21 protein-coding genes and 1 pseudogene are annotated in these 23,698 nt (G+C 72.0%); 7 read left to right on the top strand and 15 right to left on the bottom strand.

The window, feature by feature from the left end; all coding sequences use genetic code 11:
* The coding region (locus GA0115240_RS34255; RefSeq protein ID WP_237555448.1) for an LCP family protein at window positions 1–1,110 on the top strand (1,110 nt) is incomplete at its 5' end.
* A 188-nt stretch (window positions 1,111–1,298) separates the two neighbouring features.
* Here GA0115240_RS34255 and GA0115240_RS34260 read toward each other — a convergent pair.
* The 4 genes from GA0115240_RS34260 to GA0115240_RS34275 form a co-directional block, all read right to left on the bottom strand.
* Window positions 1,299–1,721: a hypothetical protein gene (locus GA0115240_RS34260; protein WP_141709071.1), complete on the bottom strand. Its 423-nt coding sequence runs from the start codon at window positions 1,719–1,721 to the stop codon at window positions 1,299–1,301.
* 281 nt (window positions 1,722–2,002) lie between these two features.
* Window positions 2,003–2,665 carry an LAETG motif-containing sortase-dependent surface protein gene (locus GA0115240_RS34265; protein ID WP_202452021.1) on the bottom strand — a complete coding sequence of 221 codons (663 nt, stop codon included), beginning with the start codon at window positions 2,663–2,665 and terminating at the stop codon, window positions 2,003–2,005.
* A 248-nt stretch (window positions 2,666–2,913) separates the two neighbouring features.
* A complete protein-coding gene (locus GA0115240_RS34270; protein WP_093742901.1) occupies window positions 2,914–4,074 on the bottom strand; it encodes an acyl-CoA dehydrogenase family protein in 1,161 nt (386 codons plus the stop codon).
* A 104-nt stretch (window positions 4,075–4,178) separates the two neighbouring features.
* Window positions 4,179–5,324, bottom strand: coding sequence for an LCP family protein (locus GA0115240_RS34275; protein ID WP_256070198.1), 1,146 nt, complete (start codon window positions 5,322–5,324; stop codon window positions 4,179–4,181).
* 333 nt (window positions 5,325–5,657) lie between these two features.
* Between GA0115240_RS34275 and GA0115240_RS34280 the strand changes: the two genes are divergently transcribed.
* Window positions 5,658–6,998, top strand: a complete 1,341-nt coding sequence (locus tag GA0115240_RS34280; protein WP_093742904.1) for a UDP-glucose dehydrogenase family protein — start codon at window positions 5,658–5,660, stop codon at window positions 6,996–6,998.
* 103 nt (window positions 6,999–7,101) lie between these two features.
* Here the strand turns inward: GA0115240_RS34280 and GA0115240_RS34285 are convergent, their stop codons facing one another.
* On the bottom strand, window positions 7,102–7,623 hold the full coding sequence (locus GA0115240_RS34285) for a GtrA family protein (RefSeq protein WP_346268012.1): 522 nt from the start codon (window positions 7,621–7,623) through the stop codon (window positions 7,102–7,104).
* A 256-nt stretch (window positions 7,624–7,879) separates the two neighbouring features.
* On the opposite strand from GA0115240_RS34285, the gene GA0115240_RS34290 reads away from it, so the two are divergent.
* The 3 genes from GA0115240_RS34290 to GA0115240_RS34300 all read left to right on the top strand — a co-directional run bounded on the left by GA0115240_RS34290 (window position 7,880) and on the right by GA0115240_RS34300 (window position 10,940).
* Window positions 7,880–9,052: a 5-(carboxyamino)imidazole ribonucleotide synthase gene (locus GA0115240_RS34290; RefSeq protein WP_093742908.1), complete on the top strand. Its 1,173-nt coding sequence runs from the start codon at window positions 7,880–7,882 to the stop codon at window positions 9,050–9,052.
* The gene (purE, locus tag GA0115240_RS34295) at window positions 9,045–9,584 is read left to right on the top strand and encodes a 5-(carboxyamino)imidazole ribonucleotide mutase (RefSeq protein ID WP_093742910.1); all 540 of its coding nucleotides are present in this window, start codon (window positions 9,045–9,047) and stop codon (window positions 9,582–9,584) included. The genes GA0115240_RS34290 and purE overlap by 8 nt, the downstream gene beginning before the upstream one ends.
* A gap of 171 nt (window positions 9,585–9,755) precedes the next feature.
* Window positions 9,756–10,940, top strand: coding sequence for a dipeptidase (locus GA0115240_RS34300; RefSeq protein ID WP_093742912.1), 1,185 nt, complete (start codon window positions 9,756–9,758; stop codon window positions 10,938–10,940).
* Between the two features lie 45 nt (window positions 10,941–10,985).
* Here the strand turns inward: GA0115240_RS34300 and GA0115240_RS34305 are convergent, their stop codons facing one another.
* The 4 genes from GA0115240_RS34305 to GA0115240_RS34320 form a co-directional block, all read right to left on the bottom strand.
* On the bottom strand, window positions 10,986–12,257 hold the full coding sequence (locus GA0115240_RS34305) for an ATP-binding protein (RefSeq protein WP_093742914.1): 1,272 nt from the start codon (window positions 12,255–12,257) through the stop codon (window positions 10,986–10,988).
* Window positions 12,258–12,270: 13 nt separating this feature from the next.
* A complete protein-coding gene (locus GA0115240_RS34310; protein ID WP_093742916.1) occupies window positions 12,271–12,945 on the bottom strand; it encodes a response regulator transcription factor in 675 nt (224 codons plus the stop codon).
* 108 nt (window positions 12,946–13,053) lie between these two features.
* Complete coding sequence (locus GA0115240_RS34315) at window positions 13,054–13,551, bottom strand: ATP-binding protein (RefSeq protein ID WP_093742918.1); 498 nt, start codon at window positions 13,549–13,551, stop codon at window positions 13,054–13,056.
* A 140-nt stretch (window positions 13,552–13,691) separates the two neighbouring features.
* Window positions 13,692–14,060 carry an STAS domain-containing protein gene (locus tag GA0115240_RS34320; protein WP_093742920.1) on the bottom strand — a complete coding sequence of 123 codons (369 nt, stop codon included), beginning with the start codon at window positions 14,058–14,060 and terminating at the stop codon, window positions 13,692–13,694.
* A gap of 267 nt (window positions 14,061–14,327) precedes the next feature.
* On the opposite strand from GA0115240_RS34320, the gene GA0115240_RS34325 reads away from it, so the two are divergent.
* Window positions 14,328–15,179, top strand: a complete 852-nt coding sequence (locus tag GA0115240_RS34325) for an RNA polymerase sigma factor SigF (RefSeq protein WP_093742922.1) — start codon at window positions 14,328–14,330, stop codon at window positions 15,177–15,179.
* 28 nt (window positions 15,180–15,207) lie between these two features.
* Here GA0115240_RS34325 and hutI read toward each other — a convergent pair.
* From hutI to hutU, 4 genes and pseudogenes are all read right to left on the bottom strand, one after another.
* Window positions 15,208–16,377, bottom strand: a pseudogene (hutI, locus tag GA0115240_RS34330) (imidazolonepropionase); the annotation flags it as partial.
* A gap of 64 nt (window positions 16,378–16,441) precedes the next feature.
* Window positions 16,442–17,785 carry a formimidoylglutamate deiminase gene (locus tag GA0115240_RS34335; RefSeq protein WP_093742926.1) on the bottom strand — a complete coding sequence of 448 codons (1,344 nt, stop codon included), beginning with the start codon at window positions 17,783–17,785 and terminating at the stop codon, window positions 16,442–16,444.
* A complete protein-coding gene (locus GA0115240_RS34340) occupies window positions 17,776–19,026 on the bottom strand; it encodes an allantoate amidohydrolase (protein ID WP_093742928.1) in 1,251 nt (416 codons plus the stop codon). Before GA0115240_RS34340 ends, GA0115240_RS34335 begins: the two co-directional genes overlap by 10 nt.
* Before the next feature lie 106 nt (window positions 19,027–19,132).
* The gene (gene hutU, locus GA0115240_RS34345; RefSeq protein WP_093742930.1) at window positions 19,133–20,800 is read right to left on the bottom strand and encodes a urocanate hydratase; all 1,668 of its coding nucleotides are present in this window, start codon (window positions 20,798–20,800) and stop codon (window positions 19,133–19,135) included.
* A 248-nt stretch (window positions 20,801–21,048) separates the two neighbouring features.
* Here hutU and GA0115240_RS34350 point away from each other — a divergent pair, with 248 nt between their 5' ends.
* Window positions 21,049–22,374 carry a diaminopimelate decarboxylase gene (locus GA0115240_RS34350; RefSeq protein WP_093742937.1) on the top strand — a complete coding sequence of 442 codons (1,326 nt, stop codon included), beginning with the start codon at window positions 21,049–21,051 and terminating at the stop codon, window positions 22,372–22,374.
* A gap of 19 nt (window positions 22,375–22,393) precedes the next feature.
* Here GA0115240_RS34350 and GA0115240_RS34355 read toward each other — a convergent pair whose 3' ends face one another.
* Entirely contained in the window at window positions 22,394–22,936 is a 543-nt protein-coding gene (locus tag GA0115240_RS34355; RefSeq protein ID WP_093742932.1) for a hypothetical protein, read from the bottom strand.
* A 103-nt stretch (window positions 22,937–23,039) separates the two neighbouring features.
* Window positions 23,040–23,698, bottom strand: a 659-nt coding sequence (locus tag GA0115240_RS34360) for a MurR/RpiR family transcriptional regulator (RefSeq protein ID WP_093742934.1), incomplete at its 5' end; no start/stop codon positions are given.

The raw sequence follows: 23,698 nt of genomic DNA on the forward strand, positions 1-23,698 counted from the left end.
GGGGTCCCGCAGCAGGCCGGCCGCCGCTCGCAGCCGGGCGGTGAGCCCGGTGGCGCGTACGGCCCGCCCGGCACGGGCGGCCCCGGCGGAACCGGTGGCGGCCCGAGCGGCCGGCGCTGGAGCACCCGCAAGAAGATCGGCTACACCGCGCTGGGCCTGGTCGTGGTGCTGCTCGTGGTGTCCGTCTCCACGTACTTCTGGGCGGATTCCAAGGTGCGCCGCGAGGTGGACCTCAGCAAGGTCGAGGACCGGCCGCCCACCGGCAAGGGCACCAATTATCTGATCGTCGGCTCGGACAGCCGGGAGGGCCTCACCAAGGCCGAGGAGAAGCAGCTCCACACCGGCGCCGACAGCGGCCAGCGCACCGACTCGATGATGATCCTGCACACGGGTGACAACGGCACCACGATGATGAGCCTGCCGCGCGACTCGTACGTCACCATCCCGGCCTTCACCGGCCAGCAGTCGCACAAGCGGTACGCCGCCTCCACCCACAAGCTCAACCGGGCCTACTCCGACGGCGGGCCCGAGCTGCTGACCCGGACCATCGAGTACAACACCGGGATCCACATCGACCACTACGCGGAGATCGGCTTCTCCGGCTTCGTGAACCTGGTCGACGCGCTCGGCGGTGTGAACATGTGCCTGGACAAGCCGCTGCACGACAAGGCGTCCGGTGCGGACTTCGCGGCCGGCTGCCAGACGCTCAACGGCAAGCAGTCGCTGGCCTTCGTGCGGCAGCGGCACCAGGAGGCCGACCAGGACCTGGGCCGGATGCGCAACCAGCAGAAGTTCCTGTCCACCCTGGCCCACCAGGCGGCCTCGCCGACGACGATCCTGAACCCGTTCAAGCTGTACCCGGTGATCGGCTCCGGTCTGGACACGCTGGTCGTGGACAAGAAGATGAGCCTGCCGGACCTGGCGTCGATGTTCTGGGCGATGAAGGGTGTCACCGGCGGCGGTGGCCACTCGATCACGGTGCCGATAGCCAACGCCAACTACAGCACCCCCAATGACGGTGACGCCGTGAAGTGGGACATGACGAAGGCCAAGACGCTGTTCGACGAGCTGAAGAACGACCAGCAGGTGACGGTGGGCACCGCCAAGTAGCCCTCGCCCCGCGCGTCCGCTCCGGCGCGCGGGAACGGCCCCGGCCGCCGCGGCGAGATCGTCGCGGGGACCGGGGCCGTTGTCCGTTGTCCGTTGTCCGTTGCCCGGACGGATCGGCGTTGCGGAGGCGGGACCGCTGGCGCCTCAGGCGCGGGAGCGGGGGCGCCTCAGGTGGCGGCGGGAGCGCCTCAGGCGGCGATCGGCTGGCCGGTGACGGCCGACACCCACTGGTCCAGCTCGGCGCGCCAGTAGCGGCCCACGTTCAGCCGGGTCGGCTTGGCCTCACCGGGCAGCTGGAAGCGCAGCGAGCTCCACAGCGCCTTGCGGCGCACGTCGCTGACCAGTCCGGCCGCCTCCTGGCGCGGTATCGCCGCCACCAGTTCCTTGGGACGGGAGGTCATCCGGCCGGCCCGGTGGAAGACCACGGCCTGCTCGGTGACGGTGACGAAGTAGTACTTGACGAACGCCTGGGCCAGCAGCCCCAGGTTGTCCATCAGCCACGGGCTCGGCCCGGTGACCGTGTGGAACGTGACGATGGGCGTGTCCCCCGGATTGATCTGCGCGATGGCCTGCGCGACCTGTTCCTGCATCGTCGACTTGCGAATAGCCATGAAGAGCCCCCTGGTTCACTTTCGGCGCGTCGAACGCCGAACGGTCCGCGGCGAACGGCTGGCCGCGGCGTCGCAGCGTATCGCCTGAAAGCTGTCAGGTACGCGTCTTGCGGCGGCGGCCCGGCCACTGTGACCGATCGGTGACGTGGCGGCGCGCCGACGCCGCCTGCCGGCCGCCCCGCGCGACCCGCGGACGCGCAACGGCCGTACGACACAAGGTCGTACGGCCGTTGCTGGAGTGCCTCAGCGGGCTCGGTGAGCCCGGTGCGCCCTGGCTCGCGTCAGTGGCGGGCGGCGGGCTTGCGGCGGCGCAGTGCGAACACCGAGCCACCGCCGACGACGACGAGCGCCGCGGCGATGCCGGCGATCATCGGGGTGCTGCTGCTGCTACCGGTCTCGGCCAGGTTCGTGCTGCCACCGGCGGCCGGGGACGGCGCGTTGGTGTCGGCGACGGCCGCGGCGGTGCTGCTGCTCGCCGAGGGAGTGGGAGTGGCCGCCGGAGTGGAGGGCGACGCGGTGGGCGTGGCCGGCGAGGTGGTCGGCGCCGCGGGCGTGGTGGTGGGCGGGGCCGGCGGCGTGGTGGTCGGGGCGGCGCAGGACTCGTCGGGGACCACCGCACCCCCGGGGACCTCGCTGTTGGTGAAGTGGCCCTTGACGGACGCGAGGACCGTGTAGTGCGCTCCGGCCGTCCACGGCACCGTGAGGGTGAAGTCCCCCTGGTTGGTGAAGTCCTGAGGACCGGCGACGACCGTGTCCTGTTCGGTCTTGACGGTGATCGTCACCGGACGGGTGCTGTCGGTGTCGTGAACGGTCAGGGTGCCCTGGCCGCTCGACTGGTCACACGAGACGGATGCTTTGAAGTCACCGATACTGCAAGCGAACGCGCTGCCTGCAACGCCCAGCGCGAGAGCGGCTGCGGCGGAGGCGACGCCAATGGTTCGCACCGCTATGGCGGTGCGGCGGTTAATAGACACGTCTTCCCTTCACGGGACTCGGATCACAAGCTGAGGTAAGGCCGTTCAGCAGACGCGTAGGCCCCCCGTCCCGCTGATGGCCATGACAGCTCTACAAGCCCCGTCGTGCGCTTGTCAATTGATCGCAAACCAACCGCTAAACCTCCCCAACTACCCAAAAGGGCACCCCTGCGGGTGCCCTTCGAGCTGCGGTTATTACAGAGTTGAGACGCGGCGGGCTACGCCGGAAGGTTCCGGGACATCACAATCCGCTGCACCTGGTTGGTGCCTTCATAGATCTGGGTGATCTTCGCGTCGCGCATCATCCGCTCCACCGGGTAGTCGCGCGTGTAGCCGTAGCCGCCGAGGAGTTGTACCGCGTCGGTGGTGATCTCCATGGCAACGTCCGAGGCGAAGCACTTGGCCGCCGCACCGAAGAACGTCAGGTCCGCGTCGACGCGCTCGGACTTCGCGGCGGCGGCGTAGGTGAGCTGCCGGGCCGCTTCGAGCTTCATCGCCATGTCCGCCAGCATGAACTGGATGCCTTGGAATTCCGCGATGGCCTTGCCGAACTGCTTGCGCTCGTTGACATAACCCTTGGCGTAGTCCAGCGCGCCCTGGGCGATGCCGAGGGCCTGCGCGGCGATGGTGATGCGGGTGTGGTCGAGGGTCTTCATCGCGGTGGCGAAGCCGGTGCCCTCGGCGCCGATCAGCCGGTCGGCGGGGATGCGCACGTTGTCGAAGTAGACCTCGCGGGTCGGGGAGCCCTTGATGCCGAGCTTCTTCTCCGGGGCTCCGAAGGAGACGCCCTGGTCGTCCTTCTCCACCACGAAGGCGGAGATGCCCTTGGAGCGCTTGTCCGGATCGGTGACGGCCAGCACGGTGTAGAACTGCGACTGGCCGGCGTTGGTGATCCACCGCTTGACTCCGTTGAGCACGTAGCTGTCGCCGTCGCGGACCGCGCGGGTCTTCATGCCGGCCGCGTCGGAGCCCGCGTCCGGCTCGGACAGGCAGTAGGAGAACATCCCCTCGCCGCGGGCCAGCGCACCCAGGTACTTGGTCTTCAGCTCCTCCGAGCCGGACAGCTGCACCGGCAGCGAGCCGAGCTTGTTGACCGCCGGGATGAGCGAGGAGGACGCGCAGACCCGCGCGACCTCCTCGATGACGATCACGGTGGACAGCGCGTCGGCGCCGGAGCCGTCGTAGGCCTCGGGTACGTGCACGGCGTGCAGGTCGTTGGCCTCCAGGGCCTCGCGCGCCTCCTGCGGGAAGCGGGCCTGTTCGTCGACCTCGGCGGCGAAGGGCGCGATCTTCGCCTCGGCGAGCGAGCGGACCGAGGTCCTGAGCATGTCCTGCTCTTCCGAGGTCCGGAAGAAGTCGAAATCGGAGGATCCGGCCACTGTGTCTCACTCCCCGAGTGCTAACTACCGTTAAGTAACCCTACGATCCTAAGTCGGCCCAGGCGCGGTGACCTATGGGCTGCGCCGACCCGGTCGGGTGACGTTCACGACACCTTGTCACCGAGCGTGTCCAGACTGTGCGTGGCGACGAAATCGGTCATCGTGTCGTCGCGCATCGCCTCCCACAGCTCGGCGCAGGCGCCCGCGTCCAGCAGCACCACGGACTGCTTCTGGATGGTGTCGAAACCGGCCACCGGCGCGTTCATGAAGGCCATGTCCGAGGACCGCACGCCGCGCAGATTCCACACCAGGCCGCGCAGATCGCTGTTCGACAACTGGTCGTCCACGCTCACCACCGACGTCACCTGGTCGAGGGCGTGCTTGAGCTTCAGCGGGTTGCTGAAGGTGCCGCCCGACAGCATCTTGGCCAGCACGGCCCGCAGGAAGTTCTGCTGCCGGTGGGTGCGGTCCAGGTCGCCGTTGGGCAGGCCGTAGCGCTCGCGGACGTAGTCGAGCGCCTCGTCGCCGTCCATGTGGTGGGTGCCCGCGCTCCAGACGGCGCCCGGGCCGCCACCGTGCAGCCGGGAGACGGTCTTGTCGACCGTGATGTCGACGCCGCCCACCGCGTCGGTGAGCTGCTTGAAGCCGCTCCAGTCGATGACCGCGAGATGGTCGATCTTCACCTTGGTCAGCCGCTGCACGGTGTCGATGAGCAGTGGCGGCCCGCCCCAGGAGAAGGCGGCGTTCAGCTTCGCCTTGCCGTGGCCGGGGATGTTCACCCACGAGTCGCGGGGCAACGACACGACGTAGGCGTGCTGGTGGTCGGCCGGCAGGTGCACCAGCATCATCGTGTCGCTGCGCTGCGCGCCCGGCTTCCACTCCGGGGCCTTCGCGTCCTTGCCGGTGGTCGGCAGATCGGATCGCGCGTCCAGGCCGACCAGCAGAAAGGTTTCGCTGCCGTCCTTGGAGGGCGGGGGCTGCGCGGCCTTCGGGACATCGGTCGGGAAGGCGCCCGCGATGCGGTCGACCCGGCCGGTGTAGTGCTCGTAGGCCCAGTAGGTGCTGCCGGCGGCCAGCAGGACGCCGGCGCACAGCAGGGCGAGCGCGCCGTACAGGACTCTGCGGGTGCGGCGGCGGCGCCGGGCACGGCGGTCGGGGTCGTCGGGGCCGTCGGGGCCGTCCGCTCCTCGGCGAGATTCCGGCAGTTCCTCGGCGGTCACGTCCTCAGCGGTGACGTCCTCAGCAGTCACGTCCTCGGCCGACGGGTCTGCGGCCGACGGGTCTGCGGGCGGCACATCTCCGGCCGGCGCGTCCCGGACCGGGCCCGGATCGTCCTCGGCCCGGTCGGGAGCATCCGCTGTCCCCGTCCACGACGGCCGGTCCCACCCCGCGCCCTGCCCAGCGCCCTGCCCCGTGCCCGCCGCGGCCGCTTCGCCCGGCCCCCGCTCCGTACCGGCACCGTCTCTGGCGCCGTCGCCACTGTCGGCCACAACCCACCCCTTAGATCTATGCACGCATTGTGGACCGAGTGGCCACCTGGCATACCTCATTTGGTTCACCCGGTGCCGACTATGCTTCGCCGCATGCCTCTGAAGCTCACCGTCATCGGCACCGGTTACCTCGGCGCCACCCACGCTGCCGCCATGGCCGAGTTGGGATTCGAGGTGCTCGGGCTCGACATCGATCCGCGCAAGATCGAGATGCTCTCGCGCGGCAAGGTGCCGATGTACGAACCAGGTCTCGAGGATCTGCTCGCCCGCCATGTGGCGGGCATGGAGGGCGCCAGCGGGCGGTTGCGCTTCACCACCTCCTGGGAGGAGGTCGCCGAGTTCGGCGATGTGCACTTCGTGTGCGTCAACACTCCCCAGAAGCACGGCGAGTACGCCTGCGACATGAGTTATGTGGACAGCGCCTTCAGCCTGCTCGCCCCGCATCTGCGCCGCCCGGCCCTGGTGGTCGGCAAGTCGACGGTGCCGGTGGGCAGCGCGACCCGGCTGGCCGCCCTGCTGCGCGAACTCGCCCCGGCCGGCGCGGACGCCGAACTGGCCTGGAATCCGGAGTTCCTGCGCGAGGGCTTCGCCGTCAAGGACACCCTGCGCCCCGACCGGATCGTGGTCGGCGTGAGCAGCGAGCACGCCGAGACGGTGCTGCGCGAGGTGTACGCCGGGCCCCTCGGCGAGGGCACACCGTTCGTGGTGACCGACTATCCGACCGCCGAACTGGTCAAGACCGCGGCGAACGCGTTCCTCGCCACCAAGATCTCCTTCATCAACGCCATGGCCGAGGTCAGCGAGGCGGCCGGCGGGGACGTGGCCAAGCTCGCGGAGGCCATCGGCCACGACGACCGGATCGGCCACAAGTTCCTGCGGGCCGGCATCGGCTTCGGCGGCGGCTGCCTGCCCAAGGACATCCGGGCCTTCATGGCGCGGGCCGGCGAACTGGGCGCCGATCAGGCACTGACCTTCCTGCGCGAGGTCGACTCGATCAACATGCGCCGCAGGACGCACATGGTCGAGTTGGCGCGCGACGCGGTCGGCGGCAGTTTTCTCGGCCGCCGGATCGGGGTCCTGGGCGCCAGCTTCAAGCCGGACTCCGACGACGTACGCGACTCCCCGGCGCTCAATGTGGCCGGCCAGATCCACCTGCAGGGCGGCCAGGTCACGGTCTACGACCCCAAGGGCATGGAGAACGCCAAGCGGCTCTTCCCCACCCTCGGCTACGCGCCGACGGCGGTGGACGCGGTGCGCGGCGCCGAGGTGGTCCTGCACCTCACCGAGTGGCGCGAGTTCCGCGAACTGGACCCGGCCGCGCTGGCCGAGGTCGCCGCGCGACGGCACATCCTGGACGGGCGCAACGCGCTCGATCCGGCACTGTGGCGCAAGGCGGGCTGGACGTACCGGGCGATGGGACGGCCGTCGGCCTGAGGCGGCCTACGGGCGGGGCCGCCACCGGGGGCGAGCGGGCCCCGACCGGACTCGCCCGTCCTGCGCCTGCGCCGCGTCTGCGGTGGTGGTGCGGGCCGCGGGGTCAGACGCCGTGCGCGTCGGCCTTCCCGCGCTTGGTCTTGGGCGCGGTGGCCGCCTGTCCGTCCGCCTCGGTGAGGAAGGACTCGGCCTGCTCGACGGCCTCCCGGGCGGGCATCGCGCGGAACACCCAGGTGCGGTAGGACCAGAAGCGGAAGAGCGTCGCCAACCCGATACCGGCGAACTTGAAGACGTTGCTCTGCAGTTGGCTGTCCCAGCCGAAACCGTACGTCGCCAGGTAGAGCACGCCGTTCTCAATGACCAGGCCGATCGCGCTGAAGAAAAGGAACAGGCCGAGTTCCTTGGTACGGCCCGCCTTGTCGCGGTCGCGGTAGGTGAAGTACCGGAAGCCGACGTAGTTGAAGACGATGGACACCATCGTGGCCACGATGCTGGCCCGCACGGTCTGCAACTCGGTGCTGTGCCGGACCAGATTGAAGACGCCGATGTTGACCAGCACGCCCACAGCGCCGACGGCTCCGAACTTCGCGATTTCGCGGTAGACCAGGCTCAGCCTGGATCTCATCGCGCGCAGTCCGCTCATAAATCGCTCGGCCCTGTCTGTGAGGGGTCGGGTGCTCGGTGAGGTCGGGGTGATGAAGTGAGTAATCCCCCACATGCTAGCCGCCCGGTCCGAAAATACGGCGATCGGGGGTGTTTCTGGTCCGCTCGCCCGGCGGATACCCTGGTAGAGCCAGCTTCCGGGGTTCGGAACGGTCCTCGGACCGGTTCGAGGACAGGACAGACCCCGTGTACCACGCGCATCTCCGGCAGGACACAACGTGAACTTCCCCGTAGTCGGCATGGTGGGCGGCGGCCAGCTCGCCCGTATGACCCATGAGGCGGGCATCCCGCTCGGCATCCGGTTCAAGATCCTCAGCGACACCCCGCAGGACTCGGCCGCCCAGGTGGTGGCCGACGTGACCGTCGGCGACTACCGCGATCTGGCCACCCTGCGGGCCTTCGCCGCGGGCTGCGACGTCATCACCTTCGACCACGAGCACGTGCCGACCGAGCACCTGCGCGCGCTGGAGGCGGACGGCGTCGTGGTCCGCCCCGGCGCCGAGGCGCTGGTGCACGCCCAGGACAAGGGCGTGATGCGGGCCCGGCTCGCCGCGATCGGGGTGCCCTGCCCGCGCAACCGGATCGTCGCCGACCCGCAGGACGTGACGCGGTTCGCCGAGGAGGTCGGCGGCTTTCCGGTGGTCCTGAAGACCGTACGCGGCGGGTACGACGGCAAGGGCGTGTGGATCGTCGGCTCCGCGGCGGAGGCCGCCGAGCCGTTCCGCGCGGTGGGTCCCCTCACGCCCGACGGGCGCAGGGAGCCGATCCCGGTGCTGGCCGAGGAGAAGGTGGACTTCGTCCGCGAGCTGGCCGCCAACGTGGTGCGCTCGCCGCACGGCCAGGCGGTCGCCTACCCGGTGGTGGAGTCGGTGCAGGTGAACGGCGTGTGCGACACCGTGATCGCGCCCGCGCCCGGCCTGTCCGACGAGCTGTCCGCCGGCGCGCAGGGGCTGGCCCTGACCATCGCCCGCGAACTGGGCGTGATCGGCCATCTCGCGGTCGAGCTGTTCGAGACCGCGGACGGGCGCGTGCTGGTCAACGAACTGGCCATGCGCCCGCACAACAGCGGCCACTGGACGATGGACGGGGCCGGCACCTCGCAGTTCGCCAACCATCTGCGGGCGGTGCTCGACCTGCCGCTCGGCGACCCGCGGCCCCGCGCCCCCTGGACCGTGATGGCCAATGTGCTCGGCGGTGACTTCCCCGACATGTACGCCGCCTACCTGCACTGCATGGCCCGCGACCCGGGCCTGAAGATCCACATGTACGGCAAGGACGTGAAGCCGGGCCGCAAGGTCGGCCACGTCAACACCTACGGCGACGACCTGGCCGAGGTGCGCGAGCGCGCCCGCCACGCGGCCGACTACCTGCGAGGAACCATCGATGAGTAACGCGCCCGCGCCCCAGCCGGTGGTCGGCATCGTGATGGGCTCCGACTCCGACTGGCCGGTGATGGAGGGCGCGGCCCAGGCACTGGACGAGTTCGACGTGCCGTACGAGGTCGACGTCGTGTCCGCGCACCGGATGCCGCGCGAGATGATCGCGTACGGCGAGCAGGCCGCCGAGCGCGGTCTCAAGGCGATCATCGCGGGCGCGGGCGGCGCGGCCCACCTGCCCGGGATGCTGGCGTCGGTGACCCCGCTGCCGGTGATCGGGGTGCCGGTGCCGCTGAAGTATCTCGACGGGATGGATTCGCTGCTGTCGATCGTGCAGATGCCGGCCGGGGTGCCGGTCGCGACGGTCTCGGTCGCCGGGGCGCGGAACGCCGGCCTGCTGGCGGTACGGATGCTGGCCGCGCACGACCCGGGACTGCTGGCGCGGATGCGGGAGTTCCAGGTGTCGCTGAACGAGCAGGCGACGGAGAAGGGGAAGCGGCTGCGGGCGAAGGTGACCGGGGAAGCCGGATTCGGCTTCGGGCACTGAGCTTTTCCGGCCGGGCGGCCGGTGGGGCGGTACGGCCGGCGGGCCGCCGAGCCGGGCGGCGGGCGAGGCGGTGGGCGAGCCGGTGGGGCTTTGCGCTGGTCAGCGGGCTGCGAGCGCGGTTGTCCACAGGGCTCCGAGCGGGCGGGCGGCGCGGCTCATACAGTGTTCCGCATGGACCTCCTGACCCGCGCCCGTGATCTGCTCGCCGCCCACCCCGTGGTGGACGGGCACAACGACCTGCCGTGGAACCTGCGCGAGCAGGTGTCCTACGACCTCGACCGGCTGGACATAGCGGCCGATCAGACCGGGCGCACGCACACCGACATCCCGCGGCTGCGGGCCGGCGGGGTCGGCGCGCAGTTCTGGTCGGTGTACGTGCCGGTGTCCCGCACCGGCGGCGCCGCGGTCACCGCGACGCTGGAGCAGATCGACGTGGTCCGGCGGATGACCGAGCGGTACGACGGGGATCTGCGGCTCGCCCTCACCGCCGACGCCATGGAGGCCGCCCGGGCCGAGGGTCGCATCGCCTCCCTGATGGGTGCCGAGGGCGGCCACTCCATCGACTGCTCGCTGGCCGTCCTGCGCCAGCTCTACGAGCTGGGCGTGCGCTACATGACGCTCACCCACAACGCCAACACCCCGTGGGCGGACTCCGCGACCGACGAGCCGGCCGCGCACGGACTCACCGCCTTCGGCGAGGAGGTCGTCCGGGAGATGAACCGGCTCGGGATGCTGGTGGACCTCTCCCATGTCTCCCCCGACACCATGCGCCACGCACTACGGGTCGCGCAGGCCCCGGTCCTGTTCTCCCACTCGTCGGCCCGCGCCGTCTGCGACCACGTCCGCAACATCCCCGACGACGTCCTGGCACTGCTGCCCGGCAACGGCGGCGTCGCCATGGCGACCTTCGTGCCCAAGTTCATCCTCCCCGCCGCCATCGACTGGACCCTCGAAGCCGACGCCAACATGCGCGACAAGGGCTTCCACCCCCTCGACACCACTCCGGAGGCGATGGCCGTCCAGCGCGCCTTCGAAGCCGCCCACCCGCGGCCGCCGGCCACCGTGGCCACCGTGGCCGACCACCTCGACCACATGCGTGAGATAGCCGGCGTCTCCCACCTCGGCCTCGGCGGGGACTACGACGGCACCGCCTTCACCCCCGACGGCCTCGCCGATGTGGCCGGCTACCCCAACCTGGTCGCCGAGCTCCTCGACCGCGGCTGGTCGGACGCCGACCTCGCCAAACTCACCTGGCAGAACGCGGTCCGGGTGCTGCGCGACGCCGAGTCGGCGGCCGCTGCCCTGCGCGCCGAGCGCGGGCCATCCACGGCGACGATCGACCAGCTGGACGGCTGACGACCAGCTGGACGGCTGAGGAGCGGCGCACGGCGGAAGCCGGCCTCAGGTGATGATCTGCTCCGTCGGGGGCTGGCGCGGCGTGATCTCCTGGGCCAGGAAGAGCGCGAAGACGGCGGGGCGCTGCTGGAGGAGTTCCAGCCGGCCGCCGTCCGCCTCGGCGAGGTCGCGTGCCACCGCGAGGCCCAGTCCGGTGGAGTTGCGGCCGCTGACCGCGCGTTCGAAGACGCGGGCGCCGAGGTCGGGCGGCACACCGGGGCCGTCGTCGGAGACCTCGACCACGGCCTGGTTGCCGGTGACGCGGGTGTGCAGCGCGACCGTGCCGGCGCCGTGCATCAGGGAGTTCTCGATCAAGGTGGCCAGCACCTGGGCCACCGCGCCCGGGGTGCCGACGGCGCGCAGCGAGCGGCTGCCGGACAGCACCAGGCTGCGGCCCTCGGACTGGTAGGCCGGGCGCCACTCCTCGGCCTGCTGCCGGATCACCTCGTCGAGGTCGAAGTCCACCGCGGAGCCGGAGCGGGGGTCGCGGGAGTTGGTCAGGAGCCGCTGCACCACGTCGGTCAGGCGCTCGACCTGGCCGAGCGCGATGGTGGCCTCCTCCTTGACCGCCTCCTCGTCCCGGGCGGTGGCCACGATCTCCTCCAGCCGCATGGACAGCGCGGTCAGCGGGGTGCGCAGCTGGTGCGAGGCGTCGGCGGCGAGCCGCCGCTCGGCGGTGAGCATCCGCCCGATCCGCTCCGCGCTGGCGTCCAGCACGTCGGCGATCCGGTCCAGCTCCGGGACCCCGTAGCGGCGGTGCCGGGGCCGGGGGTCGCCGGAGCCGAGGCGCTCGGCGGTCTCGGCCAGGTCGGTGAGCGGGCTGGCCAGCCGCCGGGCCTGCCGTACGGCGAGCCCCACCGCGGCCAGCACGGCCAGCAGCGCCACTGCCAGGATCACCAGCAGGGTGCGCCCGATCTGCTGGCTGACCTTGGACCGCGCCTCCTCGACCGTGACGGTCTCCCCCGAGTCGCCGGACTGGGTGGAGGAGATGGCCGCGCCGTGCGGCCGGTCGCCGAGCCGCACCACCGGGTGCCCGGGGACCCGGACCACCGCGTAACGGCCGTCCGAGATCAGCGGGTTCAAGTGCTTGGCGTCCAACGCCTCCTTGGCGTTGATCCGGTTCTCCACCACGCCGACCAGCCGTACCGCCTCGGACTGCACACCGTCCTGGGCGCTGCTCTGGATGGTCCTGGTCTCCACGATGACCAGGGAGATGCCGAAGACCGCGATGACGACGAGCACCACGGCCAGCGTGGACGAGATCAGGCGGCGGCGCATGAGAGGTGGCTGATCAGTTCTTCTCGAACCGGAAGCCCACTCCGCGGACCGTGGAGATGAAGCGCGGGTTGGCCGCGTCGTCGCCCAGCTTCTTGCGCAGCCAGGAGATGTGCATGTCGAGGGTCTTGGTGGACGACCACCAGGTGGTGTCCCAGACCTCGCGCATCAGCTGCTCGCGGGTGACCACCCGGCCGGCGTCGCGCACCAGCACGCGCAGCAGGTCGAACTCCTTGGCGGTGAGCTGGAGTTCGTCGTCGCCCATCCAGGCCCGGTGCGACTCGACGTCGATCCGTACCCCGTGGGTCGAGGGCTGGGCGGGCTCGGTGGTGCCGCGGCGCAGCAGGGCGCGGACCCGGGCCAGCAGCTCGGCGAGACGGAACGGCTTGGTGACGTAGTCGTCGGCGCCGGCGTCCAGACCGACGACGGTGTCGACCTCGTCGGCGCGGGCGGTGAGTACCAGGACGGGAAAGGTGTGCCCCTCGACACGGATCCGGCGGCACACGTCGAGACCGTCCATGTCGGGCAGGCCCAGGTCGAGTACGACCAGGTCCACGGCGCCGAGCAGCGCCGTCTCGAGTGCGGTGGGTCCGTCCTCGCGCACCTCGACCTCGTAGCCCTCACGGCGCAGCGCGCGCGCCAGTGGCTCCGAGATGGATGCGTCGTCCTCAGCGAGAAGTACGCGGGTCATGGGCTTGATGGTAGTCCGCACGAGACGGTCCCGACTCGGTGGTACGCACCGGGCTGTGGACAAGCCATGACACAGAGCTGCGGGGAGCGCTGTGAGCAGGCGTTTTCCCTAGGAGGGAGCGGCCAGCTCCGCCCATACCGTCTTTCCGGGCTGGCCCTCGTGCCGGATCACGCCCCAGTCCAGGCACAGCCGCTGCACGATGAACATGCCGTGGCCGCCGGGCCGGCCGGCGCGGTGCGGGGTGCGGGGAGCCGGGTCGCCCGGGCCGCCGTCCACGATCTCCATGCGCAGCGCCTTCGGGCTGCGCCACAGCCGGAGTTCCTCCGGGCCGCCGGCGTGCAGACAGGCGTTCGTCACCAGCTCGGACACCACCAGCAGTACGTCCTCCGCGGCCGCCCGGCGATCGGCGGTGGCGGCGGGCAGCCAGCCCCAGTCGTGCAGCGCCTGCCGGGTGAAGTCCCGGGCTCGCGGCACGATGCCGCTCTCCCCGGACAACGCCAGCCGCCTCATCGGCTCTGGCGCCCGGGTCGGCGCGTCGGGCTCGCCTTCGGAGCCTCCCGCGTCCGGGCCGCGATCGTCCGCGGCGTAGGGCCGGGTGGTGCTCATCAGGGCCTCACCTCACGGATGTCCAACTGCGGTCCGACAGTCTTCTGCCCGGTCGATCTCCGGGAACACGTCCGGAACGAGGGCAATGCTCGTACGCTCCGGCGAAGGTCACTCACGGCTTGCCCCCCGTCCACCCGCCACTACTCCTGAAGTGCCTGGTCGAGCGTGTCATGGAGGGTGAAGACAGCTTCCGCCCCGGTGATCTCGAAGACCCGGGCGACGGTCGGGCGCATCGCCGCCAGATGGACGGCCCCGCCGATCGCCTCGACCCGCAACCGGGCGCCGAGCAGCACATTCAGCCCGGTGGAGTCGCAGAACGCCAGATTCGCGCAGTCGATCACCAGCCGGGTGACCCCGGCGTCGACCGCCGCGCCCAACGGTTCGGCGAGCACATCGGCCGTGTGGTGGTCCAGCTCTCCCGACGGCGTGAAGACCGCGGTGTGGCCCACCTGCCTGACCTCGACACGCAGCCTGCCCAAGTCGGCGGTGCCGACCGCCTCGCGGTCCATGTGCGCTCCTTATCCCATCCCTGGTGACGCGCTTCCGACCCTACGCGTTCGACGGCACTGACGGTAGTCGGCGGGCTTCCGCCGCCTTGCACACCCCCGGTGCGCACCCGCACGCGCCCTTACCTGCGGATCCCGCCCTCACCGGCGGGCCCCGCGCCGCCCGCAGGACTTGCGACACGCCCCGAAATGGGGGTACAGGTGGATATACGGCATTGGCACGGCCACCCGCTGGCAGCCGACCGCCGAAGCAAGGAGAGGGAGGAGCACATGGCACCCCGGCTCGGCCTGGATCACCCGCAGGAACAGCTCGAGGGTCTCGAGGGGCTCCCGGAGATTCCCCCCTACGACGAGATCGGACCGGTCGACGCGCGCGCCCTGTCCAAGACGCTCTTCTCCCGCCTCCAGACGCTGGAGGAGGGCACCTCCGACTACGCGTACGTCCGCAACACGCTGGTGGAGCTGAACCTGGCGCTGGTGAAGTTCGCCGCGTCCCGGTTCCGTACCCGCAGCGAGCCGATGGAGGACATCATCCAGGTCGGCACGATCGGCCTGATCAAGGCGATCGACCGGTTCGAGCTCAGCCGCGAGGTGGAGTTCCCGACGTTCGCGATGCCGACCATCGTCGGGGAGATCAAGCGGTTCTTCCGCGACACCAGCTGGTCGGTACGGGTGCCGCGCCGCCTGCAGGAGCTGCGGCTCGACCTGGCCAAGGCTGGCGACGAACTGGCGCAGGAACTCGACCGCACGCCCACCGTCCGGGAGCTGGCGCAGAAGCTGGGCCTGCCCGAGGACGAGGTGATCGAGGGCATGGCGGCGAGCAACGCCTACACCGCCAGCTCGCTGGACGCCCAGCCCGCCGAGGACGACCCGGAGGGGGCGCTGGCCGACCGGATCGGCTACGAGGACCACGATCTGGAGGGCGTCGAGTACCTGGAGTCGCTCAAGCCGCTGATCGCGAGCCTGTCCTCGCGCGACCGGGAGATCCTGTCGCTGCGCTTCGTCGGCAATCTCACCCAGTCGGAAATCGGTGAGGAGCTGGGCATCTCCCAGATGCACGTGTCCCGGCTGCTCACACGGACGCTGTCGCGGCTGCGCCGGGGCCTGATGGTCGAGGAGTAGGCCGGGCCCCCAGCGGGCTCAGCAGCCTTCCGGCCCGCCACACCGCCGTCGTCAGCGGTACACCGGGGCGGTAGGCGAGGTGGATGTGGCTGGGGGCCTCCAAAAGGTGCAGATCGGCGCGTGCGCCCGCTGCGACGGTGCCGATGTCGGTACGGCGCAGGGCGCGCGCGCCGCCGTAGGTGGCCGCGCGGACCGCCTCGTCGGGCGTCATGCCCATGTCCCGGACGGCCACCGCGACGCAGAACGGCATCGAGGTGGTGTAGGACGAGCCCGGGTTGCAGTCGGTGGACAGCGCGACCTCGGCGCCGGCGTCGAGCAGGCGGCGGGCGTCCGGGTAGGCGGCGCGGGTGGAGAACTCGGCGCCCGGCAGCAGGGTGGCGACCGTGGTGCCGGCGCTGCTCGCGAGGGCGTCGATGTCCGCGTCGGTGAGGTGGGTGCAGTGGTCGGCGGAGGCGGCGCCGACCTCGACCGCGAGCCGGACGCCGGGACCGGGGCCGAGCTGGTTGGCGTGCACACGGGGGGTCAGGCCGCGGGCGAGGCCCGCGGTGAGCACGGCGCGGGCCTGGTCGGCGTCGAAGGCGCCGCGCTCGCAGAAGACGTCGATCCACCGCGCGTGCGGGGCGCACGCGTCGAGCATCGCGCCGGTGACCAGGTCCACGTATCCGGCCGGGTTGTCGGCGAACTCCGGTGCCACCACGTGCGCGCCGAGGTAGGTCACCTCGTCGGTGAGCTCGGCGGCGACGCGCAGCGAGCGAGCCTCGTCCTCGACGGTGAGGCCGTAACCGGACTTGGTCTCCATCGTCGTCGTGCCCTGGCGCCGGGCTTCGCCGAGGTGGCGTGCGACGTTCGCGGACAGTTCGGCGTCGGAGGCGGCGCGGGTGGCGGCGACGGTGGTGCGGATGCCGCCCGCGGTGTAGGGGCGGCCGGACATCCGGGCGGCGAACTCGGCGCTGCGGTCGCCGGCGAAGACCAGGTGGGAGTGCGAGTCCACGAAGCCCGGCAGCATCGCCCGGCCGGCCGCGTCGAAGCGATTGTCAGTGGGGGGTGCTTTGCTGTTCGCACCGGTCCAGACGACCCGGTCGCCGTCGATGACGACAGCCGCGTCCTGGATCAGACCGAGTGGATCGCCGGGAGTGGACAGGGAGGGATCGTTGGTGACCAGGCTGCCGATGTTGGTGATGACCGTGCTGGTCGTCATCGCCTTCACTTTCCGGGAAGTCGTCCGTGGAGTTGTACGGCTGGGGGGCGGGGCGGGGCGGCGATCAGCTCCGGGCGGCGGCGATCGCTTCGGCCAGGGCCTTCGGCACGTCCTGGACGAGTTGGTGCACCCCGTCGCGGACGATCTGCCGGCCGCCGACCACGGTGTGCCGTACGTCCGCCCCGGTCGCCGCGAATACGGCCGTCTCGACGCCGAGCCGGGGCGGCGGCCCCGCGGTGCGCACCGAGTCCAGCGCGACGGTCGTGAAGTCGGCCAGCGCGCCGGTTTCCAGTCGGCCGGCCTCGGGCCAGCCGAGGGCGGCGTGGCCGTTCTCGGCGGCTGCCCGCAGGAGTTGAGCGGCGGTCCAGTGGCCGCGGGTGCGGCTGCGCAACCGCTCGTTGAGCTCCATGCCGCGGGCCTCCTCGAACAGGTCGATCACCGCGTGGCTGTCGCTGCCCAGACTCAAGGGGCAGCCGGCCCGCCTGAGTTGGGGCGCCGGGCCGATGCCGTCGGCCAGGTCCCGCTCGGTGGTGGGACACATGCAGACCGTGCTGCCCGCGCCGCCGAGCAGCGAGATGTCCTCGCCGGTCAGGTGGGTGGCGTGCACGGCGGTGGTGTGCCGTCCCCAGAAGCCGGAGTCGGCCAGCAGTCGGGCCGGGGTGCGGCCGTGCACGGCCAGGCACGCCTCGTTCTCGGCGGGCTGCTCGGACAGGTGGATGTGCACCGGGACCCCGCGGGTGCGCTCGGCGAAGGCACGGTAGCCGTCGCGGTCGGAGAAGGCCCGCACCGAGTGCACTGCCGCGCCGATCCTGGCGTGGCCGCCGCCTTTGAGCTGGGACCAGCGGTCGTGCCAGCGGTCGGCGGTGCCGTCGCCGAAGCGGGTCTGGACGCCCTCCAGCGGCCGGTAGCCGCCCCGGACGAGGCCGCCGTGCAGATAGGCGGCGTCGAGCAGGGTGATCCGGATGCCGGCCTCGGCGGCCGCGGCGATCAGCGCCTCACCCATGGCGTTCGGATTGTCGTACGGTGCGCCGCCGTACTGGTGGTGCAGGTAATGGAACTCGCCGACGCATGTGACGCCGGTCAGCGCCATCTCGGCGTAGACCGCGCGGGCGAGCTGGAAATAGGAGTCGGGGGTGAGGTGGAAGGCGACCGAGTACATGATGTCGCGCCAGGTCCAGAAGGTGCCGCTGCCGACCTGGGCGGCGCCGCGCAGGGCCCGGTGGAAGGCGTGGCTGTGCGTGTTGGCCAGCCCCGGCAGGGTCAGGCCGCGCAGTACGGTGGCGCCCGGCGGCGGGGCGTCGACTTCGGTGCGTACTTCGGTGATGCGCCCGTCGTCGGCGGTCAGGGCGACGCCCGGCTCCACACGGGGGTCGAGCCAGGCGTGCTCCAGCCAATACGTCACCTGCACGCGAGACCCTCCAGTACGTCGGCCAGGGCGGTGACCCCGGCGACGCAGTCGTCCTCCGCCGCGGCTTCCGCCGGGGAGTGGGAGACGCCGGTGGGGTTCCGTACGAACAGCATGGCGGTCGGCACGGCCGCGGACAGGATTCCGGCGTCGTGTCCCGCGCCGGTCGGCAGCACGGGTACGGCGTCGGGGGCGGCGGTGGCACCGGGCGCGGTGCCAAGGGCGGTCGCCGGGGCGGTTCCTGACGGAGCGAGGAGGGCGGTGAGGCGGTCGCGGAGGTCGTGGGCGAACTCGACCACCGGGGTGAAGGACTCGCGGACGACCTGGACGTCCACCCCGTCGCGGGTGCCGCGTTCCCGGGCGGCCCGCTCGACGGCGGCGACGAGTTCGGCGAGGGTGTCCTCGTCGGCGGCGCGGGAGTCGAGCCAGCCGCGGACCAGGGAGGCGATGGCGTTGACGCCGTTGGGTTCGACGGCGACCTTGCCGAAGGTGGCCAGCGCGCCGGCCAGCCGGGCCTGCTCGCGGGCGGCGAGCACGGTGCCGGCGTAGGTGAGCATCGGGTCGTGCCGGTCGTCGAGCCGGGTGGTGCCGGCGTGGTTGGCCTCGCCGCGGAAGTCGAAGCGCCAGCGGCCGTGCGGCCAGATGGCGGAGGCGACGCCGACGGGGGCGCCCAGCAGGTCCAGGGCGCGGCCCTGTTCGACGTGGAGTTCCACGAAGGCGCCGACCCGGGCCAGGCGTTCGGGATCGGGACCGATCGCGGCGGGGTCGTAGCCGGCCTGCGCCATGGCGTCGGCCAGGGTGGTGCCGTCGGCGTCGCGCAGTTCCCTGGCCTGTTCCGGGGTGAGCCGGCCCGCGGTGAGCCGGGAGCCGACACAGGCGACCCCGAAGCGGGCGCCTTCCTCGTCGCCGAAGTTGACGACGGCGAGCGGCTTGCGGGGCGTGGCTCGGCGGGCGCGGAGTTCGTCGAGGGCGGCGAAGGCGGAGACGACGCCGAGCGGGCCGTCGTAGGCGCCGCCGTCCGGCACCGAGTCGAGGTGGGAGCCGGTGACGACGGCCTGCCCGGCCAGCGGGTCGCCGAGCCAGGCCCACTGGTTGCCGTTGCGGTCGCACTCGTAGGCCAGGCCGCGCGATTCGGCCTGCTGCCGGAACCAGGAGCGGCAGTCGGCGTCGGCAGCGGTCCAGGCGTAGCGGCGGTAGCCGCCGGAGGCCGCGCTGCGTCCCAGCGGGAGCAGGTCGCGCCACATCTCGTGGAAGCCGGCGGGCCCGTGGGCGCCGCCGGGCCCGGCCCCGGGGCGCCGGTCGGCAGACGCCGCCGTAGCCGCCGGAGCCGCGGGGGCGGACCGGTCACCGTCAGGCGTCAACGCCGCCCTCCCGCATCGGGATGCGGACGCCCTTGTCGGCGGCGACGGACTCGGCGCTGTCGTAGCCCGCGTCCACGTGGCGGATGACGCCCATGCCGGGGTCGTTGGTGAGCACCCGGCGGATCTTCTCGCCGGCCAGGGCCGTGCCGTCGGCGACGGTGACCTGCCCGGCGTGCAGGGAGCGGCCGATGCCCACGCCGCCGCCGTGGTGGATGGAGACCCAGGACGCGCCGGAGGCGACGTTGACCATGGCGTTGAGCAGCGGCCAGTCGGCGATGGCGTCGGAGCCGTCGAGCATCGACTCGGTTTCGCGGTAGGGGGAGGCGACGGAGCCGCAGTCGAGGTGGTCGCGGCCGATGACGATGGGGGCCTTGAGGGTGCCGTCGGCGACCATCTCGTTGAAGCGTTCGCCGGCCCGGTCGCGTTCGCCGTAGCCGAGCCAGCAGATCCGGGCCGGCAGGCCCTGGAAGTGGACGCGTTCGCCGGCCAGCCGGATCCAGCGGGCCAGGGACTCGTTCTCCGGGAACAGGTCGAGGATCGCCCGGTCGGTGGCGGCGATGTCGGCGGGGTCGCCGGACAGGGCCGCCCAGCGGAAGGGGCCCTTGCCCTCGCAGAACAGCGGCCGGATGTAGGCGGGCACGAAGCCGGGGAAGTCGAAGGCCCGCTCGTAGCCGGCCAGTCGGGCCTCGCCGCGGATGGAGTTGCCGTAGTCGAAGACCTGGGCGCCGGCGTCCTGGAAGCCGACCATCGCCTCGACGTGCCGGGCCATGGACTCGCGGGCGCGCACGGTGAAGTCGGCGGGCTTCTCGGCCGCGTAGGCGGCCATGTCGGCGAAGTCGACGCCGACCGGGCAGTAGGCGAGCGGGTCGTGGGCGGAGGTCTGGTCGGTGACGATGTCGATCGGGGCCTGCATGGCGAGCAGTTGCGGGACGAGTTCGGCCGCGTTGCCCAGCACGCCGACGGACAGCGGGCGGCGCGCGTCGCGGGCCTCGGTGGCCAGCCGCAGCGCGTGGTCGAGGGAGTCGGCCTTGGCGTCGAGGTAGCCGTGTTCGATGCGGCGGTCGATGGCGCGCGGGTCGCAGTCGACGCAGATGACGACGCCGCCGTTCATGGTGACGGCCAGCGGCTGCGCGCCGCCCATGCCGCCGAGCCCGGCGGTGAGGGTGATGGTGCCGGCCAGCGTTCCGCCGAAGTGCTTGGCCGCGACGGCGGAGAAGGTCTCGTAGGTGCCCTGCAGGATGCCCTGGGTGCCGATGTAGATCCACGATCCGGCGGTCATCTGCCCGTACATGGTCAGGCCGAGGGCTTCGAGGCGGCGGAACTCCTCCCAGGTGGCCCAGTCGCCGACCAGGTTGGAGTTGGCGATGAGCACCCGCGGCGCCCACTCGTGGGTCTGCATGACGCCGACCGGGCGGCCGGACTGGACGAGCATGGTCTCGTCCTGCTTGAGGCCGCGCAGGGTGCGGAGCATCGCGTCGAAGGAGTTCCAGTCGCGGGCCGCCTTGCCGGTGCCGCCGTAGACCACCAGTTTGTCGGGGTGCTCGGCGACCTCGGGGTCGAGGTTGTTCTGCAGCATGCGCAGCGCGGCTTCCTGCTGCCATCCCAGAGCGCTCAGTTCCGTGCCGCGCGGTGCGCGTACGGGCCTCGGTCCCGTCATCGGTCCGGCCTCCTCGTTGTCGCCCTAGCCACTGGTGTGATTCATTCACATCCTGACCAGGTGAATAGCCCTAGTCAACAACACCGGAGCCGACCGGCCCCTCCCGCGCGCCGGACCCGCCGCTCCCGCCCGGGGAAAGCCGAAGAAAGCCGGGGAAAGCCGGAGAAACAGGCCCGTCCCGGTGGGGACCGTCCGGGACACGGGGGGCAAGTGGCGGCCCGCCCCGGGGAGGTGGTGGGATGGTCCGCATGACGGATGAGCTGGGGATACGGCGAGAACGCGCGCTACGTGCGGCGGTGGAACAGGGGCTGGCGAGCGAGAGCGAACCGGTCGTCGGGCTGCTGGACATCACGGGCATCGAGCGCTCGGCGGCGGATCTGCGGGCCGCCTTCGCCACACCCGGCGTGGACATCACCCACACCTTCGCCGTCAAGGCCGCCTCGCTGGTCCCGGTCCTGGCCCTGCTCGGAGCGTGCGGGCTCGGCGCCGAGGTGGCCAGCCCCGGCGAGTTGGCCCTCGCCCGAGCGGCCGGCATCCCGGCCGGGCGCACGGTGCTGGACTCCCCCGCCAAGACGCTCGCCGAACTGCGCGAGGCACTGGCGCTCGGTATCGCGGTCAACGCCGACAACCCGGAGGAACTCGACCGGATCGACGCCCTGCGCAAGGAGGCGCCCTCCGCCGCACCGCTCGGGCTGCGGGTCAACCCGCAGATCGGCGGCGGCAGCATCGGCGCGATGAGCACCGCGACCGCCAGCTCGAAGTTCGGGGTGGCGCTGCGCGACCCGGGCGCCGAGCAGTGGGTGCTGCGCGCCTACGCCGAACGCCCCTGGCTCAACCGGCTGCACACCCACACCGGCTCGCAGGGCGTGCCGCTGCCCCTGATGGCGGCCGGGGTCCGGGCCGCGTACGAACTGGCCGAGCGGATCAACCAGGCGGCCGGCCGCCAGCAGATCACGGTCCTCGACATCGGCGGCGGCCTGCCGGTGAACTTCGACTCCGACGCCGTCACACCCGCCTTCGCCGACTACGCGGACCTGCTCCGCGCGCAGATCCCGGGCCTCTTCGACGGCCGGTACGGCCTGGTCACCGAATTCGGCCGCGCGCTGCTGGCCAAGAACGGCACGGTGCTGGCCCGCGTCGAGTACGCCAAGTCGGCCGGCGGGCGGCCGATCGCGGTCACCCACGCCGGCGCCCAGGTCGCCACCCGGACCGTCTTCGCCCCCGACGCCTGGCCGGTGCGGGTGCTCGCGCTGGACGGCAAGGGCCGCGAGAAGACCGGCGAACCGGTGGTCCAGGACGTGGCCGGCCCCTGCTGCTTCGCCGGCGACCTGCTGGCGAAGGGCCGTTCGCTGCCGCTGCTGGCCGCCGGTGACCACGTGGCGGTACTCGACACCGGCGCCTACTACTTCTCCAACCACTTCGCCTACAACTCGCTGCCCCGGCCCGCCGTCCACGGCTTCACCGTCGATCAGGACGGCGCCGTGGCCTTCGCACCGGTCAGGACCGCCCAGACCCCGGCGGAACTCCTCGCCGAGAGCGGCGGCGGACTGCCGCCCCTGCGAGGCACGCGCTAGCACCGCCGCCGCGTGCCGGTCAGCGGCGCCGCCGGCCACCGCCGGGGGCCGCGTCGCCGGCCGCGATTCCGGTCAGCTGGTACGAGGCCGGATCGCCGTCGGGCCGAACCCACAGCAGCGCGTCCCGGGACCGCTCCAGCCGGGCCACCCGGCGGGTCTTGGCCCACAACCCGGCGCCCAGGCCGGCCATCAGCATGCCCGCCGCGCACGGCAGCAGCGCCGAGGAACCGGCCGCCACCAGGAACGCCACCAGCAGCCACCACCTGCGCTGCCGCACCCAGGTCCGCGCGGTCACCCGGCGGTCCTGCAGGTAGACGGACTTCGCGGCCCGGGAAGCCGCGTCGGCCCGCTGTCCGTAGCGGCCGCCGCGGACGGTGAAGGCGGCCACCGCCGCCACGATGAACAGCGCCGCGCCGGCCATGACCCCGATCCGGCGCCCGGTCGGACTGAAGGTCACCGCCGTGCCCGGAGCCGCCGCGATCACCCCCAGCCACCACAGCCAGCACGCCGCCGCCCGCACGGTCACCACGACCCGCGCCAATGTGTAGGCCCCGCGCACCACGTCGCATCCCTCCTCGTCTCCGGCAAGTGCTCGGGAGGGTACTTCGCGTTTCTCAGATTTTCGTTAAGACGTACGCCGCCGGCCGCTGCCCCGGCTCGCGCGCTCAGTCGACGAACACACCCCGGGCCGCGGCGTGCGCGTCGAACTCCTCCAGCCGGGCCTGGGCGTCCGGCAGCGCGTCGCACATCGATTCCAGCAGCACCCGGCCCAGCAGCATCGGGGCACACGCGGTGTCGAAGGCGAGGCCGGTGCCGACCGCGGCCGGCAGCAGCAGATCGGTGTGCGCGGCGACCGGCGCGAAAGCGCTGTCGGCGACGGTCACCACGGTCAGACCCGCCCGGCGCGCGTGCGCCAGGGCGTCGACCACCTCGCGCGGGTGCCGGGGCAGCGCGAAGCACAGCAGCGCGGTGGCGCCCGCCCGGACGGCGGCGTCGATCCGGTCGGCGAGCATCGTGCCGCCCTCGTCCAGCAACCGCACATCGGGGTGGACCTTCGCCGCGAAGTAGGCGAAGCCGCGGGCCTGGGCGCCGGCCGCCCGCAACCCGAGCACCGGCAGCGGGCGGGAGACGGCCAGTACCGCCCCCGCACGGGTGACGGGCTCCGGGTCGGCGAGCACGGCGGCCAGGTGCCGCAGGTTCTCGATCTCGGCCTGCACGGCCTGCTGGTACTCGTTGCACGCGGCGGCGTCCGGCAGCAGTGGGGAGGGTGTGACCTCACGCAGGTGCCGGCGCAGCGCGGGGTAGCCGTCGAAGCCGAGGGCCA

Source organism: Streptomyces sp. DvalAA-14 (assembly GCF_900091855.1).
In the GTDB taxonomy this organism is placed as follows: Bacteria; Actinomycetota; Actinomycetes; order Streptomycetales; family Streptomycetaceae; genus Actinacidiphila.